General features: G+C 71.8%; 16 protein-coding genes and 2 tRNA genes. 10 read left to right on the top strand and 8 right to left on the bottom strand.

Features of this window, described 5'->3' with window-relative positions; translation table 11 throughout:
- Nucleotides 1–12: 12 nt before the first annotated feature.
- A complete protein-coding gene (locus tag ACZ45Z_RS04700) occupies nucleotides 13–1,254 on the bottom strand; it encodes a M6 family metalloprotease domain-containing protein (protein WP_468357341.1) in 1,242 nt (413 codons plus the stop codon).
- A gap of 360 nt (nucleotides 1,255–1,614) precedes the next feature.
- Here ACZ45Z_RS04700 and ACZ45Z_RS04695 point away from each other — a divergent pair, with 360 nt between their 5' ends.
- Nucleotides 1,615–3,450, top strand: a complete 1,836-nt coding sequence (locus tag ACZ45Z_RS04695) for a putative bifunctional diguanylate cyclase/phosphodiesterase (RefSeq protein ID WP_468356054.1) — start codon at nucleotides 1,615–1,617, stop codon at nucleotides 3,448–3,450.
- Between the two features lie 36 nt (nucleotides 3,451–3,486).
- Here the strand turns inward: ACZ45Z_RS04695 and ACZ45Z_RS04690 are convergent, their stop codons facing one another.
- From ACZ45Z_RS04690 to ACZ45Z_RS04680, 3 genes are all read right to left on the bottom strand, one after another.
- Nucleotides 3,487–4,554: an LLM class flavin-dependent oxidoreductase gene (locus ACZ45Z_RS04690; RefSeq protein WP_468357338.1), complete on the bottom strand. Its 1,068-nt coding sequence runs from the start codon at nucleotides 4,552–4,554 to the stop codon at nucleotides 3,487–3,489.
- Nucleotides 4,555–4,756: 202 nt separating this feature from the next.
- Nucleotides 4,757–5,482 (bottom strand): maleate cis-trans isomerase family protein, encoded by a 726-nt coding sequence (locus ACZ45Z_RS04685; protein WP_468356051.1) that lies wholly within the window; start codon nucleotides 5,480–5,482, stop codon nucleotides 4,757–4,759.
- A 175-nt stretch (nucleotides 5,483–5,657) separates the two neighbouring features.
- Nucleotides 5,658–6,563: a maleate cis-trans isomerase family protein gene (locus ACZ45Z_RS04680; RefSeq protein WP_468356048.1), complete on the bottom strand. Its 906-nt coding sequence runs from the start codon at nucleotides 6,561–6,563 to the stop codon at nucleotides 5,658–5,660.
- 205 nt (nucleotides 6,564–6,768) lie between these two features.
- On the opposite strand from ACZ45Z_RS04680, the gene ACZ45Z_RS04675 reads away from it, so the two are divergent.
- Together ACZ45Z_RS04675 and ACZ45Z_RS04670 are read left to right on the top strand one after the other, a co-directional pair.
- Complete coding sequence (locus ACZ45Z_RS04675; RefSeq protein ID WP_468356045.1) at nucleotides 6,769–7,743, top strand: D-2-hydroxyacid dehydrogenase; 975 nt, start codon at nucleotides 6,769–6,771, stop codon at nucleotides 7,741–7,743.
- 118 nt (nucleotides 7,744–7,861) lie between these two features.
- Entirely contained in the window at nucleotides 7,862–9,295 is a 1,434-nt protein-coding gene (locus tag ACZ45Z_RS04670; protein ID WP_468356042.1) for an amidase, read from the top strand.
- Here the strand turns inward: ACZ45Z_RS04670 and ACZ45Z_RS04665 are convergent.
- Nucleotides 9,276–9,776 carry a DUF3830 family protein gene (locus ACZ45Z_RS04665; RefSeq protein WP_468356040.1) on the bottom strand — a complete coding sequence of 167 codons (501 nt, stop codon included), beginning with the start codon at nucleotides 9,774–9,776 and terminating at the stop codon, nucleotides 9,276–9,278. The genes ACZ45Z_RS04670 and ACZ45Z_RS04665 overlap by 20 nt on opposite strands.
- Before the next feature lie 223 nt (nucleotides 9,777–9,999).
- Between ACZ45Z_RS04665 and ehuB the strand changes: the two genes are divergently transcribed.
- The 6 genes from ehuB to ACZ45Z_RS04635 all read left to right on the top strand — a co-directional run bounded on the left by ehuB (nucleotide 10,000) and on the right by ACZ45Z_RS04635 (nucleotide 14,380).
- Entirely contained in the window at nucleotides 10,000–10,929 is a 930-nt protein-coding gene (ehuB, locus tag ACZ45Z_RS04660) for an ectoine/hydroxyectoine ABC transporter substrate-binding protein EhuB (RefSeq protein WP_468357336.1), read from the top strand.
- Nucleotides 10,926–11,654, top strand: coding sequence for an ectoine/hydroxyectoine ABC transporter permease subunit EhuC (gene ehuC, locus ACZ45Z_RS04655; RefSeq protein WP_468356037.1), 729 nt, complete (start codon nucleotides 10,926–10,928; stop codon nucleotides 11,652–11,654). The genes ehuB and ehuC overlap by 4 nt, the downstream gene beginning before the upstream one ends.
- Nucleotides 11,651–12,304, top strand: coding sequence for an ectoine/hydroxyectoine ABC transporter permease subunit EhuD (gene ehuD / locus ACZ45Z_RS04650; protein ID WP_468356034.1), 654 nt, complete (start codon nucleotides 11,651–11,653; stop codon nucleotides 12,302–12,304). Before ehuC ends, ehuD begins: the two co-directional genes overlap by 4 nt.
- A gap of 34 nt (nucleotides 12,305–12,338) precedes the next feature.
- On the top strand, nucleotides 12,339–13,109 hold the full coding sequence (gene ehuA / locus ACZ45Z_RS04645) for an ectoine/hydroxyectoine ABC transporter ATP-binding protein EhuA (protein ID WP_468357333.1): 771 nt from the start codon (nucleotides 12,339–12,341) through the stop codon (nucleotides 13,107–13,109).
- A gap of 308 nt (nucleotides 13,110–13,417) precedes the next feature.
- Nucleotides 13,418–14,176, top strand: coding sequence for an IclR family transcriptional regulator (locus tag ACZ45Z_RS04640; protein ID WP_468356031.1), 759 nt, complete (start codon nucleotides 13,418–13,420; stop codon nucleotides 14,174–14,176).
- Nucleotides 14,177–14,306: 130 nt separating this feature from the next.
- Nucleotides 14,307–14,380, top strand: a tRNA-Lys gene (locus ACZ45Z_RS04635).
- Nucleotides 14,381–14,474: 94 nt separating this feature from the next.
- Here the strand turns inward: ACZ45Z_RS04635 and ACZ45Z_RS04630 are convergent.
- The 3 genes from ACZ45Z_RS04630 to ACZ45Z_RS04620 all read right to left on the bottom strand — a co-directional run bounded on the left by ACZ45Z_RS04630 (nucleotide 14,475) and on the right by ACZ45Z_RS04620 (nucleotide 16,699).
- Nucleotides 14,475–15,068, bottom strand: coding sequence for a lytic polysaccharide monooxygenase auxiliary activity family 9 protein (locus ACZ45Z_RS04630; protein WP_468356027.1), 594 nt, complete (start codon nucleotides 15,066–15,068; stop codon nucleotides 14,475–14,477).
- A gap of 141 nt (nucleotides 15,069–15,209) precedes the next feature.
- Entirely contained in the window at nucleotides 15,210–16,280 is a 1,071-nt protein-coding gene (locus ACZ45Z_RS04625; protein ID WP_468356024.1) for a hypothetical protein, read from the bottom strand.
- Entirely contained in the window at nucleotides 16,280–16,699 is a 420-nt protein-coding gene (locus ACZ45Z_RS04620; RefSeq protein WP_468356021.1) for an SsgA family sporulation/cell division regulator, read from the bottom strand. Before ACZ45Z_RS04620 ends, ACZ45Z_RS04625 begins: the two co-directional genes overlap by 1 nt.
- A 433-nt stretch (nucleotides 16,700–17,132) precedes the next feature.
- Between ACZ45Z_RS04620 and ACZ45Z_RS04615 the strand changes: the two genes are divergently transcribed.
- A tRNA-Lys gene (locus ACZ45Z_RS04615) sits at nucleotides 17,133–17,206 on the top strand.
- The last annotated feature ends 93 nt before the right edge of the window (nucleotides 17,207–17,299 follow it).

Below are 17,299 nucleotides of genomic sequence, written 5' to 3'. Positions count from 1 at the left end.
CCGGGTGGCCGTTCAGCCGCGTCCCACCTCGACCGTCCAGTCGCCGTCGGCCGTCCGCCCGGCGACCTGGATCCGTACGCCGCTCTCGGAGTCGGTCAGGCTCTCCCCGACGCCCAGGGGCGCGTCCGCGAGCGGCGGGTAGACCGAGGTGCCCCAGCACGCCTCGGTGGCGGGATGCCCGTCGAGGACCCGTACCGGCCCGGATCCGGAGGCGGTGGCGCTGCGCACCCGGTAGACGAGGACCCCTTCGCTGCACGCCGCATGGTCGTTGCCCTCGGCGCCGCGCGCCTCGATCGCCAGCGCGCTGTCCGCTCCCGTGCGGACCACCACCAGGCGGGGCAGGTGCCGCTCGCCCGCACGGCGCGGCGCGGACACCGGGCGCAGGACGTGCGGGGTGGGGTCGGTCAGCTCGGCGCAGTCGACCTGGTTGTCGCCGATCCAGCCGAGTTTCCACTTGTGCCAGGCGAAGAGGTCGGGCGCCAGGCCGAACTGGCTGCCCATGAGGTCCCAGTCGCCCACGTGGGTGTCCCAGTCGCCCTTGCCGTCCTGGGGGCGGTGGTAGAGATCCGGCAGGTCGAAGACGTGCCCGGTCTCGTGGGCGAGGACGTTGCGGTCCGGGGGGCTCTGTTCGAAGACGGTGACGAAGCGGCGCAGGTCGGAGTTGTCCGCGTGCATCGGCTGATCGAGGTTGACGACCTTGGTGGCGTCGGAGTCGACGCCGGGTGCGTCGGGGTCGGCGACGAAATAGACCATGTCGTAGCGGCTGAAATCCACCGAGGGGTCGGCGGTGGCCACCGCGTCGCGCAGGTAGGCCGCGCGGCGGCCGGCGTCCCAGTCGCGCCTTATGCCGTACGCGCCGGAGGGCTTGGGCATGCGTACCCAGTGGCGGTGCAGGTGCGGGCGCAGCCGGAAGGTGCCGTAGGAGGCGCGGTCGAAGAAGCGGGAGGTGGCGGGGAAGTAGTCCGCGGACAGGTCGCGCGGGTCGGCCACGGGCCGGGAGTCCGGGAAGGAGAGGAAGACCAGCACCGCGTCGAGGTCGCCTTCGGGGCGGGGGTAGGCGCCGTTCCAGGTGTCCAGGCCCTCGGAGTGGTGGGCGTCGGTGCGCCCGAGCGCGCAGGAGAGGGTCGCCTCGGAGGCGGTGGCGGGTCCGGCGACGATGGACGTCGCGATCAGCGCGCTCAGGGACGTCAGGACGGCCGCGACGCGCCGCAGGGGGCGGCGGTCCACTCCGTCGGGTGTCTGGGCGCGCGGCACATCGACCTCCAGGACGGATCGGGAAAGCTGTTCCACCCTGTGGCGATTTAATGCTCTTCGTCCTGTTCCGAGGGTCCAGACGAGTGACCGGCAAGCCTCGGCCACGCCGTTACGGAAAGTAATAAACGACCAATGGCGTAATAGGCGCGAACAGAGACGGGCAGAAATGGTTGAAGTTCCGTCATGCGGGCCGACGATCCCGGCTGCGTCGCTGGATCGGCCGTCGCACCAGCCTCTATGATCGCCACACTTTCCAGCGCGAGATCCCCCCTCCATCACGAGACAAGCGCCATGCGGGAGCGAGCAGTGAGCGGACACCCCGACAGCCCGGGCCGCACGCCCGGAGCGACGCTTCCCTCAGTGACGGAGCGTGACGGTACGGCCCAAGAATCCGGTGCCGTCCGCCCCGCGCCGGCCACGGCCCAGGACGGCGCCGCGCCCTGCGACGACACCGCCGCCTCACTCGGCGACTACCGCGCCGCCTTCTACGCCGGCCGCCTGCCCATGGCCGTCCTCAACCGCGACGGCCTGGTGCTGGCCGCCAACCCCGCCTTCGGCGAACTCGTCGGCACCGATCCCGCCGAACTCGTCGCCGCCACCGCCGCGGACCTGACCGACCTCGGCGCGGACCCGCGGGTGTGGACCGCCTACCGGGAGGTGCTGTGCGGCCGCAGCGACCGGCTGCGCTGCACCCGCCGCCTCAAACACCCCGAGGGGCACTCCGTCTGGGTGGAGGTGACCGTGGAACCGCTGGCGGGCGAGGAGCGGATGCTGCTGTCGGTGGCGGACATCAGCGACCGGCACGACCTGCTGGCCCGGCTGCGGCACCTCCAGATGCACGACCCGGTGACCCGGCTGCCCAACCGCGCCCTCTTCTTCGAACGGCTCTCCGCGTCGCTGGAGAGCGCCGCCCTGGAGACCGGCGCCTTCGAACCGTCCGGCACCGGCCGTATCGGGCTGTGCTACCTCGACCTGGACGGCTTCAAGGCCGTCAACGACACCCTCGGCCACCGCGTCGGCGACCGGCTGCTGAGCGCGGTGGCGCAGCGACTGACCCGCTGCGCGGAGCACGCCGCCGACCGCGGGCCGGGACCGGCCGGGCATCTGGTGGCGCGGCTGGGCGGCGACGAGTTCGCGATCCTGGTGGAGGACTCCACCGGCACCGACCAGTTGGCCGAGCTGGCCCAGTGCGTGCTGGACGCCCTGCAACGGCCCTTCGACCTGGCCGGGCAGCGGCTGTCGGTGTCGGCGAGCATCGGCGTCGTCGAGCGGGCGGCCACCGGCACGACGGCGACCGGGCTGATGCAGGCCGCGGACACCACGCTGTACTGGGCCAAGGAGGACGGCAAGGCCCGCTGGACGCTCTTCGACCCCGAGCGCAACGCCCACCGGATGACCCGGCAGGCGCTGTCCAGCACGCTGCGCCCGGCCGTGGACCGCGGCGAGTTCACGCTCGAATACCAGCCGCTGGTCGGGCTGGACGACGGGCGGGCGCAGGGCGTCGAGGCGCTGGTGCGCTGGCGGCATCCGCAATTCGGGACACTCTCGCCGAATCGGTTCATCGCCCTGGCCGAGGAGAACGGCGCGATCGTCGAACTGGGCCGCTGGGTCCTGGAGCGGGCCTGCCACCAGGCGCGTGCCTGGCAGCTCGCGCACCCCGGCGGCCAGCCGCTGTTCGTCAGCGTCAATGTGGCCGTGCGGCAGGTGTGGGACTCCGACCTCGTCGCGGACGTGGCCGGCATCCTCGCCGAGACCGGGCTGCCGCCGCGGCTGCTGCAACTGGAGCTGACCGAGTCCGCGGTGATGGGCTCGGCGGGCCGGCCGCTCCAGGCCCTCCAGGCGCTCAGCGACATGGGCGTACGCATCGCCATCGACGACTTCGGCACCGGCTACTCCAACCTCGCCTACCTCAGCCGCCTGCCGGTGTCCGTCCTGAAACTGGACGGCTCCTTCGTCCGCGGCTTCCGGTCGAAGGAGCATCCCAACCCGGCCGACGAGGTGATCGTGGAGGCACTGGTCGCGCTCGCGCACCGGCTCGGGCTGACCGTCACCGCCGAGTGCGTGGAGAGCGCCGAGCAGGCCGAACGGCTGCGCCGCATCGGCTGCGACACCGGCCAGGGCTGGCTCTACTCCCGCCCGGTCGCCCCCGACCGCGTCGAGGCGCTCCTGGACGCCGGGCGGCGCACGGGCGGTTGAGCCCGCGCCGGCGCCCGCCCGTCCGCCGGAGCCGGCCTACCGCGGCAGCCCGTACGCGTCCGCGATCAGCTCGTACGAGCGCAGCCGCACCGCGCCGCCGTGCGCGTTGGCGGTGAGCATCAGCTCGTCGGCGCCGGTGCGCTTGGCGAGGTCGTCGAGGCCCTGGCGGACGGCATCGGGGGTGCCGTGGACGACGTTGGCCAGCCAACTGTCGGCGAAGTCGCGCTCCCGCTCGGTGAAGTGGTGCGCCGCGGCCTCCTCCGGGCTGGGGACCAGGCCGGGGCGGCCGGTGCGCAGCCGGATCATCGACAGCGCGCCGGTCAGGACCTGGCGGCGGGCCTCCCGCTCTTCGTCGGTGGCCAGCGCGGAGACGCCGATCAGGGCGTACGGCTCGGACAGCACCTCGGAGGGGCGGAAGGACGCGCGGTAGAGGTCCAGCGCGGGGAGGGTGTTGGCGGCGGAGAAGTGGTGCGCGAAGGCGAACGGCAGGCCGAGGGAGCCGGCGAGCCGGGCGCTGAAACCGGAGGAACCCAGCAGCCACAGCGGCGGGCGGTGGCGGGACTGCACCCCGCCCGGCGAGGTGGCCTGGACCGGGCCGGGCACCGCGTGGATCTTGGCGTACGGGTGGCCGTCGGGGAAGGAGTCGTCGAGGAAGCGGGTCAACTCGGCGAGCTGCTGCGGGAATTCGTCCGCGCCTTCGTGGGCGGTACCGCGCCGCAGGGCGGCCGCGGTCGCGCCGTCCGTGCCCGGCGCGCGGCCCAGGCCCAGGTCGACGCGGCCGGGGGCCATCGCCTCCAGCGTCCCGAACTGCTCGGCGATGACCAGCGGCGCGTGGTTGGGCAGCATGACGCCGCCGGAGCCGAGCCGGATGGAGCCGGTGTGCGCGGCGAGGTGGGCGAGCAGCACCGCGGGGGAGGACGAGGCGACGCCGGGCATGGAGTGGTGCTCGGCGACCCAGTAGCGGTGGTAGCCGCGGCGCTCGGCCGTACGGGCGATGTCGACGGCGGTGCGCACCGCGCCGGAGGCGGTGTTGCCCGCGCCGACCGTCACCAGGTCGAGCACGGAAAGGGGGACGGGCGCGGTGCCCCGGGCGGTCGCCCGGATCCCGTCGCCGGTGGCCGGGGTCTCGTCGCCGGTGGTCCGGGTGCCGTCCCCGGTGGCCGGGGCCGCGTCGGCCACGCCGTCTACTCCGTCTACGCCGCTCACGGTGCGGGTCCTCCTCGCGTCGCTGGTGTGCGAGGAGGACAACCGGAGTGCTTCTCCGCTTATTCCCGGGGCGGCGTCCCGCCCCCGCGCCGCTCCCCCGCTACCCGCGCGCGGTGCGCGTGAACAGCGTGCCGAGCGGCGGGCAGGCGATCTCCCGGTCGAGCAGCCGCAGCCCCTCCCAGACCGTCACCTGATTGGCGGTGAGCACCGGCTTGCCCAGCTCCGCTTCGAGGGCCGGCAGATGCGCGGCGGTGTGCAGGGCGGTGTCGGGCAGCAGCACCGCCTCGGCGTCCGGATGATCGCCGGCCCGGGCCAGCGCGAGCACCTCCTCCCGGCCCCAGGTGCCGACCTCCGCGGCGGTGATGATGCCGCTGCCGCGGGTGGCCACGACCTCCGTACCGGCGGACTTCAAGAACGCGTGGAAGTGCTCGGCGACGTCGGCGGGATAGGTCGCGGCGATGGCGACCCGCTCCGCGCCGAGCGCCTGGACGGCGTGCGCGAAGGCGAAGGAGGTACTGGAGGCGGGCAGCGCGGCGGTGGCCGACAACTCCCGTACCTGCTCGTGGGCTCCCTCCCAGCCGAACACGAAGCTGGCGCTCGTGCAGGCCCAGACCACGGCCTGGGCACCGCGGCTCTTGAGCTCGGCGACGCCCGCGGCGAGCCGTGCCGCGGAGCCCATCTCCAGCAGCGCGTCGACGCGGTGGGCGTCCTCGCCGATATCGGTGTGCACGAGCGGCAGGCGGACCGTGCCGCCCAGGAGCGCTTCGAGCCGGGGGTAGTCGTCCTCGGCGGAGTGGCCGGGGTAGAGGAAGCCGACCGATGCCATGCGGGTCTCCCTTGCGTGTACGGCTGCGGGTGCGGTGGTGCGGTGGCTGTACTTGCGGTGGCGCTGTCTTGGGGTGCCGCTCGTACTTGCGGTGGCGCGGCGGTCCCGGTGCCGCGGCGGTTCCGGACGCGCCGGGCGCCGGCTCCGGTCGGCCGGCGCGCCGGGTGCGGCGGCCTCAGACCGGCGGCTGGGGCCCGGGATCCTCGGGCAGATAGGGCGGCGGATCGATGCCGTCCCCCAGCTCCCCCTCCGGCGGGGCCGGCGGCCCGGCGAAGGCGGCCTCGGGGGTCGCCCGCGGCCCCGCGTCCGCCACCCCCGATCCGGACATCGCGGCGGGACCGCGTCTGGCCACCGGATCCAGCAGCGCCTGGTACGGGCCTACCGCCTGCACGCCGATGGCACGCAGCGCGGCCCACATCGTGACCTGATTGGCCGACAGGACCGGCATCCGCAGCTCCGCCTCGAGCTGCGGGATGACGTCGTAGGTCGGCAGGTTCGTACAACTGATGAAGAGCGCGTCCGCGGCGCCGACCACGGCCCGGCGGGCCATGTCGACGACGTCGCGGTAGGGCACCTTCCAGATGTGCCGGGTCAGCCCGAGATACGCCCGCCCGGTGACGGTGATGCCCGCCTCGGCGAGATAGTCCTCCAGGGAGTCGGTGACCGATTTGGTGTACGGCGTGACCACCGCGATGCGCCGGGCGTCGATCTCGCGCAGCGCCTCGATCAGCGCGCCCGAGGTGGTGAGCGCGGGGACCTCACCGGCCTGGGTCATGGCGGCGCACATGGCGCGTTCGCCCGCCGTGCCGCCGACGAAGCTGCCGGAGGTGCAGGCGTAGGAGACGACCTGCGGGGAGACCGCGCACAGCGCCTGGACGGCGGCGTGCAGGGTTTCGTGCTCGCTGACCAGACGGGCCAGGTCGAGACTGACCTCGACGGGCACGAAGGGAGTCCGGGTGAGGTGGAGGGACACGTCGTCGGGAACCCAGCGCCACAGCTCGCGGTCGAGCGCGAAGTCGAAAGGCGCGACGACGCCCACGCCGAGCTGAGGCTGTGGGCCCCCGAGAAAAGAGACGTCCATAAAGGCCCCTAGAAGAACGAAGGGCTGGATGGCCAGGCCAGTGGCCGTGGATGTGGTGCAGCCGGTGCAAGCCGGGACGTCGGGACAGAGCCGTTGTTGACACGGTAGATACGACTTCTTAGCGTGGTCAATCCTCGCATCTCAGGCATCTGTCGGCGTCCTCTTCATAAATAAGGGGCACACGTTTCAGAACGGTTTCTGGCCTATGTCCGAAAGCACCGGAAGCACCGTCCTCGTACTCGGCTCCGACCCGCCGCCGAAGCTGGACCGGCTGGCCGGCCGGGCCCGGGTGGTCTTCGCCGACGACACCACCCTCGCCGACCGACTCCCCTCCGCCGACGTGCTGTTGGCCTGGGATTTCACCTCCGACGCCGTCCGGAAGGCCTGGCCCACCGAGGGGCCGCGACCACGCTGGGTGCACACCGCGAGCGCGGGTGTGGACCGTCTGCTGTGCCCGGCACTGATCGCCGACGACACACTCGTGACCAACGCGCGCGGCGTTTTCGAGCAGCCGATCGCGGAATACGTGGCCGGCCTCGTGCTCGCCATGGCCAAAGATTTTTACGGAAGTTGGGAATTGCAGCGACAGCGGCGGTGGCGGCACCGCGAGACGCTGCGGCTGGCCGGCACCCGCGCGGTCGTGGTGGGTTCCGGGCCGATCGGCCGGGCCATCGGCACGACCCTCAAGGCACTGGGCGTCACGGTGGATCTTGTCGGCCGCCGGGAGCGCTCCCCCGACCCCGATTTCGGCACGGTGCACGCCGGCGACGCGCTCAACGGCCTGCTGCCGCGTGCGGATTGGGTGATCTGCGCGGCGCCGCTGACCGACGCCACCCGCGGGCTCTTCGACAAGCGGACGTTCGCCCTGATGAAGCCGGAGGCACGGTTCATCAACATCGGACGCGGACAGCTCGTCGTGGAGGACGACCTGGTCGCGGCGCTGCGCGAATGGCGGATCGCGGCCGCCGCGCTCGACGTCTTCGAGCGCGAGCCGCTGACGTCGGACAGCCCCCTGTGGGACGTCCCCCATCTGATCGTCTCGCCCCACATGAGCGGCGACACCCTGGGCTGGCGGGACGCCCTCGCCGAGCAGTTCCAGGACAACTTCGACCAGTGGGTGGCCGGTCAGCCGCTGCGCAACCTGGTCGACAAGCGCCTGGGGTACGTACCGGTGCGGTGACGCCGGCGGCGGTACGGCCGGCGCCGGTCACCCACCGGCGGCGGACGGTCCCCGCCCGGCACCGGCTCCGCACCCCGCCCGCCGCCCCGGCCCGGGGCGGCCAACGCTCGGAGGACGCATGACCACCGAACCGACCCACCTGGCCGACCTCACCGCCACCCGGCTCACGGCCGGGTACGCCGCCGGCGAGTTCTCCCCCGTCGAGGCGACCCGGGCCGTACTGGAGCGCGCCGAGGCCGCCCAGGCGTGGACCAACTGCTTCACCCGGATCGACGGCGACGAGGCGCTGGCCCAGGCCAAGGAGTCGGCGGAGCGGTGGCGGACGGGAGAGCCGGCCGGGCCGGTGGACGGCGTGCCGGTGACCGTCAAGGATCTGCTCCTCACCCGCGGCGCGCCGACGCTGCGCGGCTCGTGGGCCATCCGGGCCGAGGGCGCGGCCTGGGACGAGGACGCGCCGTCGGTGGCCCGGCTGCGGGCGGCCGGCGCGGTGTTCGTCGGCAAGACCACCACCCCCGAGTTCGGCTGGAAGGGCGTCACGGACAGCCCGCGGCACGGCGTGACGGGCAACCCTTACGACCCGGGGCGCACCGCGGGCGGCTCCAGCGGCGGCAGCGGCGCGGCGGTGGCGCTGGGCGCGGGACCGCTGAGCCTGGGGACGGACGGCGGCGGCTCGGTCCGCATCCCCGCCTCCTTCTGCGGGATCTTCGCCCTCAAGGCCACCTACGGGCGGGTCCCGCACTATCCGGCGAGCCCGTTCGGGACGCTGGCACACGTCGGGCCCATGACCCGGGACGCGGCGGACGCGGCGCTGACGATGGATGTGATCACCGGCGCCGACTGGCGGGACTGGTCGCAGCTCGCGCCGGCCGGCGACTCCTTCCGGGCGGCGCTGGAACGGCCGGAAGGAGTCGCCGGGCTGCGGGTGGCCTACAGCCCGTCGCTGGGCTGGGACGTGCCGGTGGCGCCGGACGTCGCCGCGGCGGTGCGCGCGGCGGCCGCCTCGCTCGCCGCTCTGGGCGCGCACGTCGAGGAGGCGGACCCCGGCATCGCGGACCCGGTGGAGGCGTTCCACACGCTGTGGTTCAGCGGCGCCGCACGGGTGGTGCAGCCGCTGGGCGAGGCGGAGCGCGAACGGATGGACCCGGGGCTGCGTGAGGTGTGCGCCCAGGGCGCGCGCTACAGCGCGCTGGACTACCTGGCGGCGGTGGACACGCGGATGGCGCTCGGCCAGGCGATGGGCCGCTTCCACACCACCTACGACCTGCTGGTGACGCCGACCGAGCCGATCACCGCGTTCGAGGCGGGCGTCGAGGTGCCGGCCGGGTCGGGCCACACCCGCTGGACGGGCTGGACGCCGTTCACCTACCCGTTCAACCTGACCCAGCAGCCCGCCGCGACCGTGCCCTGCGGGGTGGACGGCGACGGGCTGCCGATCGGGGTGCAACTGGTCGGGGCGCGGCACGCGGACGCGCTGGTGCTGCGCGCCGCGCACGCGCTCTACGAGGCGGGGATCGCGGACCTCCCCGCGCCCGTCATGCCCGGCGGAAGCTGAGGGTCTCCCCCAGGGCGCCGGCCCGCCACAGGTCCTGGCACGCCTCGGCCATCCGGTCCAGGCCGTCCACGACGGTGCCCCACACGATCCCCGGGACCCAGCCCGCGTCACCGTTGATCAGCAGGTTGTTGCGTTCGTAGAAGAGCGCGAGGTCGACGACGGTGGCGCGGCCCTGGTGCTTGGCCTGGCGTTCGTAGCCGTAGGAGGCGGTGCCCAACTGCGTGTCGCTGAAGGTGAAGTAGCACAGGTCGCCGGGGATCGGGGTGATCGTCGGGTTCTCCAGCGGCGGCTCCTCGGGAGCGAACGGCGGGATGAGTGCGTAGATCTCGTTGCGGGCGTATTTGGCGTGGTAGACGTCGCCGCCGAGCGGGAGGGCGTTCCAGACGGCGTCGCAGGTGACCGGCGCCCGGTCGTCGAGCAGTTTGGCGGTGCAGCGCACGCCGCGCTTGTCCAGGGACACTTCGATAAAGCGGTCAACCATGTGGCCTCCTATCGGTCCTTTGCGGATCAATAGTGACGCACCCCCAGGGACGATGCACGTCCGCGCGGAATCTCTTCGCCCACCGGGTGAAGTCACCGGTGATGCAACGCTTTTGACGGAAATAGCCGGAGAGTCGCCGCCTTACGTCACCGCCGCGCGCCGCTTGCATCAAGGGCTGGAAACTATCGGCATATCTTCGGTCGGGTCGGGTAGTCGCGCGCCCATGGCTCCACCACAGGGGAACACCTCAGAAATCAACGGAAAAGGGATGCGCCGCCGCTCGCTGCTAGCAGGAGCGGCGGCATTCGGTGCGGCGGGCGCCCTCGGCGCGACCGCGGGCTGCGCACAAGTGGACATCACCGGTGCGACGGACGGCGGGCATCTGCTGGCGGACCTGATCGACAAGGGCACGGTGCGCCTGGGCATCGCCAGCGAACCTCCGTACGCCTCCATCGACGACCGCGGGGAGCTGACCGGCGAGGCTCCCGCCGTGGCCAAAACGATCTTCCAGAGGCTGGGGATCAAGAATTTCGAACCGGTGCCGGTGGAATTCGGCGGTCTCGTCCCGGGGCTGCACTCGCTCCAGTTCGACGTGATCGTCGCGGGCATGTTCATCAACAAGGCCCGCTGCGCGGCGGTCCTCTTCTCCGACCCGGACTACGAATCGAAGGACGGCTTCCTCGTCCCGAAGGGCAACCCGGAGAAGATCACGTCGTACCGGGATGTCGCGAAAAAGGGCCTGCGGATGGGCACCGGCGTCGGCTACACGGAAATCGACTACGCCACGGGAAACGGCGTCAAGAAAAGCCAGATCGCCCTCTATCCCGACCAGATCGGCGGCATGGAGGCCCTGGAGGCCGGGCGCATCGACTGTTTCGCGGGCACGGCGCTGACGATGATCGAGGCACTGAAGACCGGCAACCATCCCAAGGTCGGCATGACCGATCCGTTCACTCCCGTGGTCGACGGCAAACCGCAGCGTGACGGCGGCGGGTACGGCTTCCGGCTCGGCGAGACCAAGCTCCGGGACGCCTTCAACACCGAGCTGCGCAAGATGAAGAAGAGCGGCGAGCTGCTGCGTATCGCCAAACCGTTCGGTTTCACCGAGGAGTTCATGACGGACCTGACAGCAGAGGAGCTCTGCAAGAAATGACCGGTCCCCTCTGGGAACTCTTCCTCAAAGGCGCCTGGATCACCGTCCAGCTCACCCTCTACAGCGCCCTGCTGGCCGGTGTGGTCGCCTTCGGCATCGGCATGGCCCGCACCTCGCGCCACTGGATCGTCCGCTTCCTGTCCGGTGTCTACGTGGAGTTCTTCCGCGGCACCTCGGCGCTGGTGCTGATGTTCTGGCTGTTCTTCGCGCTGCCGCTGCTGGGCTGGCAGTTGGCCGGCGTCTGGGCGGGCACCCTCGCGCTCGGCCTGTCCTACGGCGCCTACGGGTCCGAAGTGGTACGCGGCGCCCTGCAGTCGGTGGCGCCGGCCCAGCGGGAGGCGGCCCTCGCGCTGAGCTTCTCGCCCTGGCAGCGGATGCGGAAGGTGATCCTGCCGCAGGCGGTGCCCGAGATGATGCCGCCGTTCAACAACCTGCTGATCGAGCTGCTCAAGGGAACCGCGCTGGCCTCCCTGCTGTCCATCGGGGAGCTGACCTTCCAGGCCAAGCTGGCCCGGCTCTCCACCGGGGAGAGCGCGCAGGTCTACGGGATCATCCTGGTGATGTACTTCGTGATCGCGTTCCTGGTCACGCGGGTGATGCGCCTGCTGGAGCGGCGCGCCAAGGCGTCGATCGGCCAGCGGCCGGAGCGGTCGGGCTGGTTCTCGCGCAAGCTCCCCGTCCAAAGCCATGAGCCGCAGGGTGCGGCAGCCGGGGGGAACCGATGAACACCTGGTCGTGGGATTACGTCGGCGACATCATGCCGCAGCTCCTCGACGGGCTGTGGATCACCGTCCAGGCCACCGTCTACGGATCGCTGGTGGCCTTCGCGCTCGGCCTGGTGTGGGCGCTGGCACTGCGCTCCGGCAGCCGCTGGGTGACCTGGCCGGTGAGCGCCGTCGTCGAGTTCATCCGCAACACCCCGCTGCTGGTGCAGCTTTTCTTCCTGTTCTTCGTGCTGCCGAGCTGGGGCGTGACGTTCGGGCCGCTGACGACCGGCGTCATCGGTCTGGGCCTGCACTACTCGACGTACACCAGCGAGGTCTACCGCGCGGGCATCGACGCCGTACCGGCGGGGCAGTGGGAGGCGGCCACCGCGCTGAGCCTGCCGCGCCGCCGCACCTGGACCGCGGTGATCCTGCCGCAGGCCATCCGCCGCGTGGTCCCGGCCCTCGGCAACTACGTGATCGCGATGTTCAAGGACACACCGATGCTCCAGGCCATCACCGTGGCCGAAATGCTGTTCCAGGCGAACAGCATCGGTGCGACCACCTTCGACTACATGGAGCCGATCACCGTCGTCGGCATTCTCTTCGTCGTGATCTCCTACCCCACCTCCCTCCTCCTGCGAGTCCTGGAGCGTCGCCTTGTCCGCTGACAGCAATCTCTCGAAAGAATCGGCCAACCCCGCGGTGGACGGCAGCGAGCTGATCCGCTTCGACCACGTCACCAAGCGGTTCGGGACCAACACCGTCCTGGATTCGCTGGACTTCACCGTCTCGTCCGGAAAGCACGTCACGCTCATCGGCCCGTCCGGATCCGGGAAGACCACCATTCTCCGGCTGCTGATGACGCTGCTGAAGCCGGACGAGGGCACCATCAAGGTCGGCGGTGAATACCTCACCCACGAGGAGAAGGGCGGGAAACTCGTCCCGGCCGGCGAGAAGCACACCCGCGAGGTGCGCAAGAACATCGGCATGGTGTTCCAGCAGTTCAATCTCTTCCCCAATATGAAGGTGCTGCGGAATATCACCGAAGCGCCGGTGCACGTGCTCGGCCTGGGGAAGGACGAGGCCGAGGAGCGGGCGCGGGGGCTGCTCGATCTGGTGGGCCTGAGCGACCACCTCGACAAGTACCCGACCCAGCTCTCCGGCGGCCAGCAGCAGCGGGTCGCCATCGCGCGGGCCCTGGCGATGCGCCCGCAGGTCCTGCTGCTGGACGAGGTGACCTCGGCGCTCGACCCGGAACTGGTGGCGGGGGTGCTGGACGTCCTGCGGGACATCGCCCGCACCACGGACATCACCATGCTGTGCGTCACGCACGAGATGAATTTCGCGCGGGACATCTCCGACGATGTCCTGATGTTCGACGCGGGCCGGGTCATCGAATCCGGGTCGCCGGAGAAGATCTTCACCGAGCCCGAGCACGAGCGGACCCGGGAATTTCTCAGCGCGGTGCTGTGAACGAGCCCGCGCGGCGTCCGTCGCCGGTTTCCGCCGGCGGGCGATAAACGCGGAAACGGTGCGCCCCGGTATCGAACCGGGGCGCACCACCGCGGGAAGTTTCGTGCCTTTGGCATATGCCCCTGTCTCACTCCGCTGGACAACCGGCCGGAGGGCCCTTCTTTTCGGTCAAGACCCCCTCCATCGAGGGCGGTTGACCGCTATCGTGATACGAGCCCCGTTGTCCGGGAGCGGCCGCCGCATTTCGGCGGCCGTGACCACCAACGAAGGTCACGACGCAAGCGGTAACAACCTGCTAGGGGGACACCGTGGCGCTGAAGCCCGAGCCGACCGCGCCGTTCCAATCGGTGCAGTACGCCCTTCGCGTGCTCGAAACGATCTCCAGGCACGCCGACGGCGTGACCGACGCCCAGATCGCACGCGAGACGGGCCTGTCCACGGGCCACCTCGCCCACATGCTGTCGATGCTGCGGCGCGAGCGGTATGTGGAGCAGGTCGCGGACGGCGCGTATGTCGTCGGCGAGTCCCTGCTGCTGCTGGGTTCGGGCGGCGCCCGCGACCAGGCCCTGCGCGACAAGCTCCAGCTCACCCTCGACGAGCTGCGCGACTCGGTCGGCGCGGCGGTCTACATCAGCCGGTACATCGACGGCGAGGTGAAGATCCTGCACTACGCCGACGGACCGCTAGCGCCCAAGGTCAACGAGTGGGCCGAATTCCGCCGCACGGCGCACGCCAGCGCGATCGGCAAGTGCCTGCTGGCGCAGCTCGACCACGACGGGCGCAAGGACCACCTCTCGCGCCACAAGACCGCCCGGCTCACCTCCCGGACGATCACCAACGAGAAGGTGCTGTTCCACAAGCTCGACAGCCAGCCCCCGACGGTGCCCGTCCTGGACCTCCAGGAGTACGCCGTCGGCACGGTCTGCGCCGCCGTACCGATCACAGCCGGTGCCACGGTCGGCTGCCTGGCGCTGTCCATGCCGCTGGAGCACGCCCACCGCCTGCGGCAGGCCGCCGACGCCCTCAACCGCCGGGCCGCTCCGGTCCTGCTGTCGCTGGCGATCTGATCCGCGTCCGTCCCGGGCCGCCGGCCACTCCCGGCCGCCCGCCGTTCCCGGCCGCCCGTCGTTCCCGGCCGTCCGCCGGGCGTGGTCCGGAGCACCCCTTCGGACCAGGTAGTATTTCTTTCGTCAGCGCGCGCCGCTAGCTCAGTTGGTTAGAGCAGCTGACTCTTAATCAGCGGGTCCGGGGTTCGAGTCCCTGGCGGCGCACGTGTGAAGTGGGCGTTCTCGGTTCTCCGAGGACGCCCACTTCGTCGTTTCCGGGGTGGCCGCCGCCCACGTCAGGAGAGGCCGGCGGCTCGCGTCAGGACAGGTCGACGTCCGAGCAGGCGTAGAAGGCGTTGCCCGTGTCGGCGATGTTCCAGACGCCCAGAATGAGGTGGTGGCCGGATTTCTGGGTCGGGACGGTGCCCTGGTGCTGGACCGTCGCGTCGGGCTGGGTGCCGCCCATCGGCACCGTCATGAACGGCTCGGGTTCGAGGTCGGCGCGGGTGAGCGGCTTGGCCGGGTCGTAGCCGTCCTTGGTGATGAAGTACTCGAAGTCGGTGGTGGCGTGGCGGGCCGTCAGCCGCCAGGTGAAGGTGTAGCCCTGCCCGGCGGAGAGCTTGGTGGCGGGCCAGGCGCCGCCGCGCGGGTCGTCCAGTTCGGCGAAGCCGTCATGACCGCCGGAGCAGATCTCGCCGTCGGCGGGGCCGGCGGCCGGGAATCCCTTGGGCGCCTCGACGCTCTGGGGCTCGTACTGGATGGCGCCGCAGTCCTTCACGGTGCCGTTGGCGCACAGGGCCTGCCGACTGGGGGGCGCGTCGCTGTAGCCGTGGCTGGTGGCGCTGCCGGTGGCGAGGACGGAGACGCCGAGGACGCCGAGGCCGATCACGGCGGCGCCGAGACTTTTGCGCATGCTTCGCTCCTGCAGAACGTGGGGGGAGTTCCTGAGCCGAAATGCGGTCTAGACCAAATGGCAGACTAATCAGCGCCGTTGGGCATGTCCATACCAATAACAACGACCGAACGCGCGGGGTCGCACCCGCCGGCCGCCGGCTCAGGCCGCGGCGATGAGCGAGCCCCCGGCCGGCGCGGCGGCCGTGTGCACCAGGGCCGTGTACGTACGGCGCAGCGCGATCAGCGACTCCTGGGCCTCGCGGTAGACGGCCGCGTCCGGGCCGCCCCGGTGCGCGAGCGTGCGGACCGGCGCGCAGTGGCGGTCCATCGCGCCGAGCCAGGCGCGGTGGCGGGCCGGCAGGTGGCGGCGCAGTAGCTGCCGCCCGCCCTCGCCCGCGCGCCGCGAACCGATGCCCAGCACCGCGTCCGCGGCCTGGAGCACCGGCGGCTCCAGGGCGCCCTGCGCGGCGAGCGCGCCGAGCACCGCGCGCTGCGGTGCGGTCGCCGGCGCCGCCGCGAGCTGCGCGCCCTCGGAGTGGAGCTGGGCGCGCAGGGCGTGCTGGACGCGGACCAGGCGGCGCAGCGCCGTGGGGGTGGAGGAGTCGTCGGGCGCCCGGCCGGCGAGGGTTTCGGCGAGCCGGAAGAGCCAGATGCCGTGCGCCTCCAGCCGGGTGGCGGCCAGCATCAGCCGGTCGAGGCGGCTGAGCGGCTGCCCTTCGGGGGCCCAGCGGACGATCGGGACGAGCGCTTCGGTGCGGGCCAGTTGGTCGATCGGCACGTGCCGGCGCGGTTTGCGTTCGGGCGCCCAGTTGTGGAGCGCGAGCGTGGGCAGCGCGACGAACTGGTCGTGGTCGATCCGGTGCGCGATGGCCGCCCACAGGTCGAGGAACGCCTCGTCGGCGACCCGCCGGGCGGCCGGCGCCAGGGGGTCCAGACCGGCCCAGCCGCACGCCACCGCGATCACCGCCACCCGCATCGCGGCGGCCTCGGCGTTCCTCGGCGACAGCCTGGAGACGCGCTGGCGCAGATCGCTCAACTCCTCGGCGCGGGCGGCGCGTTCGACGAGGGAGACGGCCGCCTCCCGGCCCGGCGCGACGGCCGCCGCGCGGGCCATGGCGTCCAGCCGCGTCCAGGTGCCGATCATGGAACGGACGGGGGGCCGCTCGGGCAGGAAGCCGTGCGCGCGGGGATCGCTCGGGGCGAGACTCATGGTGGCTATCGGGCTCGTCATCAGCACTTCCCCGCGAACAGCCGGGCCAGGTGGGTGTCCATGTCGAGGTGGCGGTCCTCCTGGCCGGGCGGCACGATCGCCGCGGTCTGCGCCAGCCAGGCGGTCAGCTCCGACGCGCGTACCGACAGCTCGCAGGCGCTGTCATCGGTCGACAGCTCGATGTGGAGGGTGCGCTCCCCGCCCACCTCGTGGAAGGGCCACATCCGTACGTCCCCCTCCCCCACTTCGCCGCGCAGTCCGCTCAGCAGCAGCTCCCGGGCGAACAGCCAGGTGGTGACCGTACGGCCGCGACTGAGGAAGGCGACCTCGATCTCGAAGGGGCGGTCGGCGCGGTAGCTGAACCGGCCGGCCACCGGGACCGTGTCGTCCGGCCCGAGAAGAAGCCGCATGTCAAGGGTGCGCTTGGCTGTCGACACCATGACGATCAACCTTTCCGAGGGAGGGACGAGTCCCGGGAGGCCCGGGCCGGGCGCGCGTCCTACCAGACGCTGCCTTGGGGGGCGGGGTTGCCGGAGGCGCGGAAGGAGTGACGGACGCCATGGGCGCGACGCGGGCCGGGAGGGGCGGCGCGGCCCTCGCCGGCGGCACCCGTACCGGACCGCGCCGGGCCTCCTCCGGTTCGTCTCTTCCCGTTCCCACCAGCCCCTCCCCGCTCGTACGGTGCGTTGGCGTCAGCCTCTCAACGGGCGGTGGGTACCGCATGTTGACGGCGGCGGTTGCGCCGAGGCCAGGGAAATCGATCACCAGGGGACCACCGAGCGTGACGGATATCACGCCTCCCCGGTGCGTGAAGGGGGCGGGAGCGGGTACGGACCACTGCTGAAGTTCGTGTAATGTTCTTCAGGTCAGCGCGCGCCGCTAGCTCAGTTGGTTAGAGCAGCTGACTCTTAATCAGCGGGTCCGGGGTTCGAGTCCCTGGCGGCGCACGTAAGACTGAGGCCCCTCGCCATGCGAGGGGCCTCAGTCGTTCGTCGGCACGATCCACGGCCACGGTCCCCGGCCTCGGCCCGCCGCCGGCG

The sequence above is a fragment of the Streptomyces sp. NPDC031210 genome, assembly GCF_055570395.1.
This window is presented reverse-complemented; position numbering and strand designations above follow the sequence as displayed.